This window comes from Pseudarthrobacter sp. B4EP4b (assembly GCF_006680095.1).
Lineage (GTDB): Bacteria > Actinomycetota > Actinomycetes > Actinomycetales > Micrococcaceae > Arthrobacter.
The window spans coordinates 35,794-43,660 of record NZ_VHIJ01000025.1 but is presented as its reverse complement, the minus strand read 5'-3'; the positions used below and the strand labels follow the sequence as shown (position 1 = coordinate 43,660).

The following is a 7,867-nucleotide window of genomic DNA, read 5'->3' as shown; positions in this document are numbered from 1 at the left end:
CACCCCGACGGCGTCACCCACCCCAACCTGCAACCAGAATCTGGTGACTGTCTCGGCGTCGACGGACAAAGCCGCCTACGGCCCCGGGGAAAACCCGATGCTGACACTCAAGGTGACCAACGGCGGCACCATGCCGTGCGAGGTGAATATCGGAACCTCACAGATGGAATTCCTGGTGACCAGCGGCGCCGACCGGATCTTCTCGTCCAGGGACTGCCAGGCGAAGAGCGAGGACCTGGTGAAAATCCTTGCACCGGGGGCCAGCGAAACCGCCAACTTCCCGTGGTCGCGCAGCCGCTCTGTTGAAGGCTGCCAGCCGGTGGAAGCCAAGCCCGGAGGCGGCGGCGCGTACTACATCTTCACCGCGAAGCTCGGCTCGAAAGCCAGCCCTAAGGCTGTTTTCCAGCTGAACTAACGGGTTCCTTTCAAGCGTCTGCTCCGTAACCGCCGTTCTGGCCGCGAAAAAGCGGCAGTAACCCCTGGCTTTAGAGGAAACGGTCCAGCAGGCTTGCTTCCGCCATCCGGCTGAGGCCTTCGCGCACGGTCCGGGCGCGCTGGTCGCCGATGCCGTCCACGGTCATCAGGTCATCGATGGTGGCTGCCATAAGGAACTGCAGGCCGCCAAAGTGGTCTACCAGACGGTCTGCAACGGCTTTCGGAACCGCCTTGAGGCCCGAAAGCAGGCGGTAGCCCCGAGGCTGCACCACGGCGTCCAGGTTCGCTTCGCCGCCGGCAAACCCCACGATGTTTGAGATCTTGCCCAGGTCAATCAGTTCTGTAGGTCCCAGGTTCACCAGTTCGTTGACGGCTTTTTCGATGTCATCGGCTGAAGCGTTGGGGCTGGCGTAATCGCGGATGATCACGTCGCTTCCGGGGCCGCGGCCCACCGTGAGCTCATCGAGCTGGAGCGACAGGAGCCGGCCGTCCTCGCCAAGTTCCAGCACGTATTGGGAGATTTCCTCCGAGATGCGGCGCACCATTTCCTGGCGCTGGAGGGTGACGGCGACATCCCGGACCGTGACCATCGCTTCGATCTCCAGGGCGGACAGCGAACTGGTGACCTGGTCCAGGCGGGACCGGTAGCGCTCAAGGGTGGCGAGGGCCTGGTTGGCGCGGGCCAGGACCTTTTCGGATCCTTCCAGGACGTGCCGCAAGCCGTTGACGTAGAGGGCGATGATCTGCATGGACTGGCTGACCGAGATAACGGGTACGCCCGTCTGGATGGCCACGCGTTCGGCCGTGCGGTGGCGGGTGCCCGATTCCTGGGTCTCGATGCTGGAATCGGGGACCAGTTGGACGGCTGCGCGGAGGATGTTGCCGGCGTCTTTGTCGCAGATGATGGCGCCATCCATCTTGGCGAGCTCACGGAGCCGGGTGGGGGAGAAGTCGATGCCGATGTCGAAACCACCCGAACAGATGGATTCGATGGTCCGGTCCATGCCCAGGACTATCAGTGCGCCGGTGCGTCCGCGGAGGATCCGTTCCAGTCCGTCGCGGAGCGGGGTTCCGGGTGCCACTCTGGCCAGGGTTGCCCTGAGAGATTCTTCGGGGCTCCGCGCCATTTATGTGTGTCCCTTCAAAGGTGCGGGCCGGACGCCCGCAGGAATGCCGGTTTGATGCTCCGCCGGCAGGATCAAAAAATGCTCATTCTCCCGCAAGCTCAATGATAGGGGTAAGAACCGGCAACTTCCGCACGGGCAAGCCCCAAAGTGCCCCGTTAGGGGGCAGCGCCAACAGGCGGAAAATGGGTTCGACGGCGGGTGGCCGGGCGGGCATTTCGCGGACTCGTAAACGCCTCCCGGCCCCCTGCACGGACGGTTCCTCTATGCGCCCCAGTGTGAAGGGGCGGCCACGTCAGCGGGCAAAAGCGTCCGGAGATCCCCCTGGGCCGCATTGATTTGCGGTTGGGTCAGGAACAGGGCCCGGGACAGGTCGGCGCCCTCAAACCTGGCGTTCCTGAGGTCCGCGCCCAGCAGGTCCACGGCCGTCAGATCGCTGTCGCGAAGGTCCGCTGCAATGAGGTAGCTGCTTCTGAGGTCCGCCCCGCACAACCGGCGGGACCGCAAATCCTTGCCGATAAGATCTGCCCCGGGCCGAAATTCCGGGTCCAGGTGGTCATTCCCCGTGGCGAAGTAGGACGCGCGGACTTCTTCACTGACGGCCATCAGCAACAACCTGACTTCGGCGTGCAGCTCCTGGACGTCCAGTGACAACAACCCGTCCGGATCGCCGCCGACCGCCTTTTTGATGATGGAGTGAAGGACTATCGCGCGTTGCGAGGCCTCCGGATCAAAGGTACGCACCTGTGCCTCTGCCAGGTACCAGAGCATCTCGTGCAGTTGCCTGGCAGCCTTGAAGGCCGAGAACATTTTCTCCTTGCTGGCCGGCCGCTCCAGCCAGCTTTTCCCGCCGAAGAGATCCTGGGACACCAACTGGCCCGCACCAAAGCAGTCAAACACCGTACAGCCTTTGAATCCGCGGGCACGCAGGCTGTGGTGGATGGTGCAGGAAAAGTCTGCGGCGAGGTTGCTGCACGGGGTTCCTGCATCTTTATCGACGGCAAAGTCGGCGGACCTGGTGAACCCGAAGGCTGTACAGCAAAGGGCAAAACAGTTGGCGCAGTCAGGACGGAGCGCTTGCCGGTCAAGGGCGGGCGAAGACGGCGTCTTATAGGGAGCTTGGGGGTAAGGCGATGAAGGCTTGAGCATGTGATCTTCCAGGCGTAGGGATTCGATGTGGCCGGTCTTGGGGGGAACTGGAGTTCCCCCGGCGGGCGCACACAATCACGGCTCCTTCGAGGAGGAGCCGGCCGAAACCGCTGTTAAGGCTCTGGGTCACAGAGAAAAATGAAGTGTCACTGGGATCAAGAATACCGCGGCGAGGCGGTTAGCGCGCCCGCTCCCGCACCATCCGTTCCAACTCCCTGCTGACTTTCACCAGGGATGCGGCGCGCAGTGCTTTCTGCTCGGCGGCCGTCTGCGTAGGCCGCTGCCGGCGTGTACCCGCCGGAGCGTCCATCGATTCGCTCTCGCGAAGATGGGCAGCCGGGGCGGGCGTCGTCAGCCCTGTGGCCAGGGGATCAAAAAACAGGTTGCCCGGGAAGGAGATGCCGTGCATAACTGATCAGTTCCTTTCCCTGCCGGATATGGCGGTGCGGAGGGACACGGAGGCTCCACAGGAGGCGTTGCTGGGACACATCATGCGCTCACGGTAGCGGGCACTCATTTCGAGGCTTTGAACCAGTGGTTTCCGCGGCGTTAAGCGGACCGGCATTGATTTGCCGTGCTGCGATAAACTGGAACTTGGCTTTCCGCCAGTCCGTTTCCCGGCCCGGGCCGCAGCGCTCCGGCGCGCAGTGCCTTCAAAGGCGCCTGGACAGTCCCACCCGCAGCGAAAGTAGCACCGTGTCCCAAGATGTCCTCACCCCCGCCCGGATCTCGGAGATTCACAAAGAGGCGGGCCGTCGCAGGACCTTTGCTGTCATTTCCCACCCTGACGCCGGCAAGTCGACGCTGACCGAAGCGCTGGCCCTGCACGCCAAGGTGATCGGCACCGCGGGTGCCTCCAGCGGCAAGGCCAACCGTAAGGAAACCGTCTCCGACTGGATGCAGATGGAAAAGGACCGCGGCATCTCCATCAGTTCGGCGGCGCTGCAGTTCTCCTACCGGGACACGGTCATCAACCTCCTGGACACCCCCGGCCACGCCGACTTCTCCGAAGACACCTACCGGGTGCTGGCCGCCGTCGACTGTGCAGTGATGCTGGTGGACGCCGCCAAAGGCCTGGAAACCCAGACCATGAAACTCTTCGAGGTCTGCAAGCAGCGCAACTTGCCCATCATCACCGTCATCAACAAATGGGACCGCCCGGGCCTGGACGCGCTGGCGCTGATGGACGAAATCACCGAGCGCACCGGACTGCAGCCCATGCCGCTGACCTGGGCGGTGGGCATCTCCGGCGACTTCCGCGGTGTGTGGGACCTCCGCAACGACCGCTTCGCCCGGTTCCAGCGCAACAACGCCGGCGCCCAGATCGCCATCACCGAATACTTCACCCCGGAGGAAGCAGCTGAAAGCCAGGGCAGCAACTGGTCCGACGCCGTGGATGAAGCCGGCCTGGTGATCGAATCCAACCTTGAGTTCGACGTCGAAGCCTTCCACGCCGGCAAGGCCACCCCTATCCTGTTCAGCTCAGCGGCGCTCAACTTCGGCGTCAAGGAGCTGCTGGATGCGCTGGTGGACTTCGCTCCGCCGGCTGCTGCCCGGCCGGACATCGAGGGAAAACCGCGGCCGGTTGAGTCCCCGTTCTCGGGCTTCGTCTTTAAGGTCCAGGCGGGCATGAACAAGGCCCACCGCGACCACGTGGCCTTCATCCGCGTCTGCTCCGGCGTCTTCGAACGGGGCATGGTGGTCACGCAGACCCGCACCGGCAAGTCCTTCGCCACCAAGTACGCCCAGCAGGTTTTCGGCCGCGAACGCGAAGTCATTGACGAGGCCTACCCCGGGGACGTCGTGGGCCTGGTCAACGCATCATCCTTGCGCGTGGGCGACAGCCTGTTCCTTGACGAACCCGTGGAATACCCCGCCATCCCGCTCTTTGCCCCGGAGCACTTCCAGGTGGCACGCTCCAAGGACCCTAGCAAATTCAAGCAGTTCCGCCGCGGCATCGAACAGCTCGAACACGAGGGCGTTATCCAGCTGCTCCGCTCCGACCTCCGCGGCGACCAGGCGCCGGTGCTCGCCGCCGTCGGCCCCATGCAGTTCGAGGTGGTGGAGGACCGGATGGCACATGACTTCAGTGCGCCCATGAGGCTGGAACGCCTGCCCTACTCGCTGGCGAGGATTTCGACGGCGGATGCCATGCCTGCGCTGGCGAACGTGCCGGGCGCCGAGGTGCTGTTGCGGTCCGACGGCGAGTACCTCGCATTGTTCAACGACGTCTGGGCGCTGCGCCGCATCGAAAAGAACCACCCCGACCTCACGCTCGTGCCCATCGGCACGCACAACCCCGCAAAGTAGGAACCGTGAACGCAGTTCAATCCAGCGCAACACCACCACGCGCACTGGTAACCGGCGTTGGCACCATCAACCCGCTCGGCTCATCGGTCCCCGAAACCTGGGCCGCGCTGGTGGCGGGCAAGTCCGGGATTGCGCCGCTCGAAGCCGGGTGGGCGGAACAGCTGCCGGTGAAAATGGCCGGCCAGGTCACCGCTGACCTCAATGAACACCTGAGCACGCGCGAGATGAAGCGCATGGACCGCTGCGGGCAGCTGGCACTGATCGCGGCGCGGGAAGCCTGGAAGCAGGCGGGCGCGCCCGATGTTGACCCGGAGCGCTTCGCCGTGGTGATCGGCTCGGCTTACGGCGGACTCGGCTCCACGCTGGAACAGGACCGGACGCTCGCCGCATCGGGCCCGCGCAAGGTTTCCCCGCACACCCTCACCCGCCTGATGGTCAACGGACCGGCGGCCTGGGTGTCCATCGACCTCGGCGCCCGCGGCGGCGCCCGGACGCCGGTCAGCGCCTGCGCCTCCGGGGCTGAAGCAATTGTTCAGGCGGCCGAGATGATCCGCTCCGGTGCTGCCGACGTCGTGATTGCCGGCGGCGTGGACGCCTCCGTCAACGACCTTGTGGTCACCGGCTTCTCGCAGATCAGGGCGCTGTCAACCCGCAACGACGATCCGCAGCGCGCGTCGCGGCCGTTCGACGGCGGCCGGGACGGCTTTGTGCTCTCAGAGGGGGCCGGCGTGGTGGTGCTCGAGAGCGAAGAGCACGCCCGCGCCCGCGGCGCAGCAATCCTGGGGGCGGTTGCCGGGGGAGCAGTGACCTCCGACGCCAACGACATTGTGGCCGCCGATCCCGCCATGCAGCGGCGCGTGATGCAGAAGGCACTCGACTCCGCCGGCCTGCAAGCGGAGGACATCGGCTTTGTACACGCCCATGCCACGTCCACCCCGGTGGGCGACCGGCTCGAGGGCCAGGCCATCAACGCGATCTTCGGTGCCGGCATCCCGGTGACGTCCACCAAGGGCCACACGGGCCACCTGCTGGGCGGCGCCGGGGCCCTGGCTGCCGTTGTGGTAGTGGAGGCGCTGCGGACCGGAATGTTGCCTGGGACCCTTAACGTAGAGGCGTTGGACCCGGAAGTGGACCTTAACGTCGTTACCGAAGACGTCCGCCATCTCCAGCCGGGTACTCCGCAGGCCGGGCTGGTGAACGCCTTCGGTTTCGGCGGGCACAGCGTTGCCCTGGTGATCACGGGTTCATAGCCGCACAGCGTCCGGGCGGTTTCCCGGCCCGGACGCTGGAACAGTGCAGTGACGCCGGAACGCTGACGCCGGAACGTTACAGCGCCCGGGCGCCGCTGCGGCGATCGCGGCTTAACCGCGTCATCACTACGCCCGGCTGGGCACCGGAGCCTCCACACTGCGGTCCGCCGCTTCGGCGACTGGCTCCGTGTCGTTGCGGCGTTCCTTCAGGAAATACACCAGGCCTGCGGCGATCGTGGACGCGGCTGCGAGGGCAAACAGGCCCGGGATGACGCTTCCGGTCTGCTCCTTGATGATGCCGAAGCCGAACGGCGCCACGAATCCGCCGAGGTTGCCCAGCGAATTGATGATGGCGATGGCCGGAGCCAGGACCAGCGGATGCAGCCCTGACTGCGGGATGGTCCAGAACAGCGGCGAAGCACTCTTGAAACCCATCGCGGCGATGGCCAGGAACATCAGCGCCATCACAGGGGACGCGACGGCGGCTGCGAACGTGCCGATTGCGGCGACCAGGAGTGCGGCCACCAGCAAGGGACGTTTGGACTTGGCCTTGTCCTGCCACTTGGCGGCGAAGTACATGGCGAACACGGCACAGATCCAAGGAATCGAAGACAGGAAGCCCACCGTGAGGTCGGTGGTGCCGGGGATCTGCTTGATGATGCTGGGGAGCCAGAATGTGTTGGCGTAGATGGACAGCTGCACGGAGAAGTAGATGCCGCACAGCAGCAGGATCTGCGGGTTCAGGAGCATCTTCCAGCGGTTGATCTTTCCGCCGCCAGCAGTGGTGTGCTGGGCGTCCTCAGCGGCGATCGCCTGGGACAGTGCATCCTTTTCGGGTGCGGTGAGCCACTTGGCATCCCTGATCCTGGCGTCCAGGAGGAAGAACACCGTGATGCCCACAACTACTGACAGGGCGCCTTCGAAGCCGAACAGCCACTGCCAGCCGCGCAGGCCCAGCGCGCCGTGCAGGCTGAGCAGCATCCCGGCGATCGGTCCGGAAATGGCGGCGGCAATGGATGAGCCGGCGATGAAGATCGCGGTTGCCTTTCCGCGCTGCCCGGCCGGCACCCACCGGGCGAAGTAGAAGATGACGGCGGGGAAGAAGCCGGCTTCCGCGGCGCCCAGCAGGAACCGCAGGACGTAGAACATGGTTTCGTTCTGCACGAACGCCATCAGGAAGGAAACTATGCCCCAGCTGACCATGATCCTTGCCAGCCAGACCTTGGCGCCGTACTTCTCCATCATCACGTTGCTGGGAAGTTCAAAAATGGCGTAGGCGATAAAGAAGAGCCCGGCACCAAAACCATAGGCGGCGGCACCGATGCCAACGTCAGCCTGGAGGTGGTCCTGCGCGTAGCCGATGTTCGACCGGTTCAGCTGGTTGCACACCAGCATGACCAGCATGATGGGCAGCACGCGCTTGAAGAATTTCTTCGTGGCCGAGGCCACGTCCGTGACGGCATTGTCCACAGACATCATTGAATGTTTCCTTTGGGGGTTGGATAACGCAGGCCGGCTGCGGGGCACTGGAGAGCAGTGGGGCCCGTCACAGCGGACCCCACTACTTTACCGGACAGCTGCCGGCGGACTGCTTCTATC

Annotated in this window: 6 protein-coding genes and 1 pseudogene; 3 read left to right on the top strand and 4 right to left on the bottom strand. The window is 64.7% G+C overall.

Features of this window, described 5'->3' with window-relative positions:
* Positions 1 to 415: pseudogene (locus FNL14_RS09405) on the top strand (hypothetical protein); the annotation flags it as partial.
* A 70-nt stretch (positions 416 to 485) separates the two neighbouring features.
* Here the strand turns inward: FNL14_RS09405 and disA are convergent.
* From disA to FNL14_RS09390, 3 genes are all read right to left on the bottom strand, one after another.
* Positions 486 to 1,562, bottom strand: coding sequence for a DNA integrity scanning diadenylate cyclase DisA (disA, locus tag FNL14_RS09400; protein ID WP_091420370.1), 1,077 nt, complete (start codon positions 1,560 to 1,562; stop codon positions 486 to 488).
* Between the two features lie 261 nt (positions 1,563 to 1,823).
* Positions 1,824 to 2,708, bottom strand: coding sequence for a pentapeptide repeat-containing protein (locus FNL14_RS09395; RefSeq protein WP_142059461.1), 885 nt, complete (start codon positions 2,706 to 2,708; stop codon positions 1,824 to 1,826).
* 178 nt (positions 2,709 to 2,886) lie between these two features.
* On the bottom strand, positions 2,887 to 3,117 hold the full coding sequence (locus FNL14_RS09390) for a hypothetical protein (protein ID WP_142059459.1): 231 nt from the start codon (positions 3,115 to 3,117) through the stop codon (positions 2,887 to 2,889).
* Positions 3,118 to 3,404: 287 nt separating this feature from the next.
* Here FNL14_RS09390 and FNL14_RS09385 point away from each other — a divergent pair, with 287 nt between their 5' ends.
* Both FNL14_RS09385 and FNL14_RS09380 read left to right on the top strand, forming a co-directional pair.
* Positions 3,405 to 5,018, top strand: coding sequence for a peptide chain release factor 3 (locus FNL14_RS09385; protein WP_142059457.1), 1,614 nt, complete (start codon positions 3,405 to 3,407; stop codon positions 5,016 to 5,018).
* 5 nt (positions 5,019 to 5,023) lie between these two features.
* Positions 5,024 to 6,268, top strand: a complete 1,245-nt coding sequence (locus FNL14_RS09380) for a beta-ketoacyl synthase (protein WP_142059455.1) — start codon at positions 5,024 to 5,026, stop codon at positions 6,266 to 6,268.
* A 126-nt stretch (positions 6,269 to 6,394) separates the two neighbouring features.
* On the opposite strand, the gene FNL14_RS09375 is transcribed toward FNL14_RS09380, so the two are convergent.
* Positions 6,395 to 7,747 (bottom strand): MFS transporter, encoded by a 1,353-nt coding sequence (locus tag FNL14_RS09375; protein WP_142059453.1) that lies wholly within the window; start codon positions 7,745 to 7,747, stop codon positions 6,395 to 6,397.
* Positions 7,748 to 7,867 lie beyond the last annotated feature (120 nt).

Coding starts and splice junctions, on each gene's coding strand:
- disA (WP_091420370.1), bottom strand. CDS start 1,562: ATGGCGCGGAGCCCCGAAGAATCTCTCAGGGCAACCCTGGCCAGAGTG.
- FNL14_RS09375 (WP_142059453.1), bottom strand. CDS start 7,747: ATGATGTCTGTGGACAATGCCGTCACGGACGTGGCCTCGGCCACGAAG.
- FNL14_RS09395 (WP_142059461.1), bottom strand. CDS start 2,708: ATGCTCAAGCCTTCATCGCCTTACCCCCAAGCTCCCTATAAGACGCCG.
- FNL14_RS09390 (WP_142059459.1), bottom strand. CDS start 3,117: ATGCACGGCATCTCCTTCCCGGGCAACCTGTTTTTTGATCCCCTGGCC.